The organism is Frankia sp. AiPs1 (assembly GCF_023716945.1).
Classification (GTDB): domain Bacteria; phylum Actinomycetota; class Actinomycetes; order Frankiales; family Frankiaceae; genus Frankia.
This window is the reverse complement of the sequence record NZ_JAMQQF010000744.1, coordinates 1-2,351: the sequence shown is the minus strand read 5'-3', so window position 1 is coordinate 2,351 and position 2,351 is coordinate 1. Positions and strand designations below refer to the sequence as shown.

The 2,351-nt window shown below is 72.6% G+C and carries 2 protein-coding genes; both read left to right on the top strand.

The features are described from left to right. A partial coding sequence (locus ND748_RS30180) for a substrate-binding domain-containing protein (RefSeq protein ID WP_251749629.1) occupies window positions 1-1,253 on the top strand: 1,253 nt, incomplete at its 5' end. 185 nt (window positions 1,254-1,438) lie between these two features. After that, window positions 1,439-2,351: serine/threonine-protein kinase (locus ND748_RS30175; protein ID WP_251749627.1), on the top strand; the 913-nt coding region annotated here is incomplete at its 3' end.

Here is a 2,351-nt window from a genome sequence, read left to right as displayed (position 1 = left end):
CGGCCGCGGCGTCGGCCGATGCCGCCCGGGCGGCCACGGCGTCGGGAGAGACCGTCCAGGGGGCCGCGGCGTCGGAAGAGACCGTCCAGGTCTCCTCGGCCGGCTCGGCCGGCGGGCGTCAGCGCTGGTCGGCGGGCGGGCGGCGCGGGCGCCGGCTGCTGGCGGGCGTGCTGGCTCTGGTCGTGTTCATCGCCGGAAGCGTCACTCTCGGCCTGGTTCTGACCGGCGGCGGCGACGGCACCTCGGTGACCGCCGCGCTGCCCCGCTCGACGGTCGACCAGCATCCCCACCTGCCCGCCGAGGCGATGCGTGCCGCCGAACGGTCGGCCGGGATCGCGGGCGGCGCGGGCGGGACGGGCACGGGCACGGGCCGGGCAGGTACCGGCGAGCCAGGCCCCGGCGGGGCCGTCGACCCCGACGCGGTGATCACGACGGGTTCGGCGGAGGTGGCCGCGATCACCGGAACGGCGTACAACCTGTTCCGCGAGTCGGCGAAGGGCGTCACCGTCCGCGTCGGCAGCACCGACACCGACGACGGCTTCCAGAAGGTCTGCGCCGGCCAGGCAGACATCGTCGGCGCCTCGTACGCGCTGCCCGACAGGGCCTGCGGTGACCGGGTCGCCGGCTTCGAGATCGCCCACCACCTGCTGCCGATCGTGGTGAGCCGGCAGAACACCTGGGTGCAGTGCCTGACCACCGCGCAGGTCGGCCGTATCTGGGCCCGGGACTCGACGGTGACCAGCTGGAACCAGGTCGATCCGAGCTTCCCGAACGTCGCGCTGTCACCCATCGGCCCCGCGCCGTCGACCGTCCACGCCAAGGTGTTCCTCGCCAGCATGACGGGCAGCTCGACGAACACCCGCGCCTACGAGACCCGGGAACTCGACGAGATCCCGGCCCGGGTCGACGGCGACCGCGGCGCCGTCGCCTTCATGGACTACTCGAACTTCCTGACGACGAACCGGGCCGTGCGCGCCATCAAGCTCGACTCCGGCGGCGGCTGCGTCGAGCCGAACGCGCTCACCGCCGGCACCGGCATGTACATGCCGCTGTGCAAGCCGCTGTACCTGTACGCGAACAAGGCCTCGCTGCGCAAGCCGGCGGTAGCCGCCTTCCTGCGGTACTACCTGCAGAACCAGAAGGAGATCACGTCCCAGGCGCACTACATCGCCCGCGACGACGCCACGGTCCGTGACAACATCGCCATCATTCAGAGCCTGACCGCCGATGTTCCGGCGGTGAAACCGGCCTAGCCGTGGCCTTGCCGTCCAGAAGACGTCTCACCGTCGCGAACACGCCAATGTTGGTCTGATCCGGAGACGCTGCACTACATCATCACCTGGTATGAACATGAGGTCAGACGGACGCCGAGGCCGGCGTGCCGTGATTGCGGGGCGGGGCATGCGGGGCCGAGTCGGCCGCGCGGGAGTGGGGCACGGTGACGGGGACGACACCACCGCCGTTGTCCGGGAACACCGCGCGCCCGCTGCAGCTCGAGGATCCCCGCCGCCTCGGCAACTACCAGGTGATCGGCCGACTCGGCCAGGGTGGGATGGGCACGGTGTTCCTCGGCCGGGCCCCCGACGGCACCGCGGTGGCCATCAAGGTGATCCGCCCGGAACTCGCGCAGCGCCCCGAGTTCCGGGCCCGGTTCGCCCGCGAGGCCGAGAGCGCACGCCGGGTGCGCCGGTTCACCACGGCGGCCGTGCTCGACGCCGACCCCCACGGCCCGCAGCCGTACCTCGTGACCGAGTTCGTCGAGGGCCCGACGCTGTCCCGGCACGTGTCGGTCCGGGGGCCGATGCGGCCCGCCGACCTCGAGCAGCTCGCCGTCAGCGTCACCACCGCGTTGAGCGCCATCCACGCCGCCGGGATCGTGCACCGGGACCTCACCCCCGGCAACGTGCTGCTGTCCCCGGTCGGCCCGAAGGTGATCGACTTCGGGCTGGCCCGTGAGTTCAACGCGGACACCGAGCTGAGCCGGAACGTGCGCCAGGCCATCGGGACGCCCGGATACATGTCGCCCGAGCAGATCCTCGACTCGCCGATCACGTCGGCGGTCGACATCTTCTCCTGGGGCGCGGTCATGGTCTTCGCCGCCACCGGGCAGCCGCCGTTCGGCACCGGCCGGATGGAGGCGATCCTTTACCGGATCATCAATGAGCCGCCTCGGCTCGACGGTGTCAGCGGGGAACTGCGCGGCCTCGTCGAGGTCGCGATGGCGAAGGACCCCGGGGCTCGGCCGAGCGCCGAGGAGCTGCGCACGGCGCTGATCGGCGGCGGGGCGCTACCCGCCCGACCGGTGCCGGTGGCGACGCCGGCCGAACCGGCCGAGACCGCCGCCGCCCAGC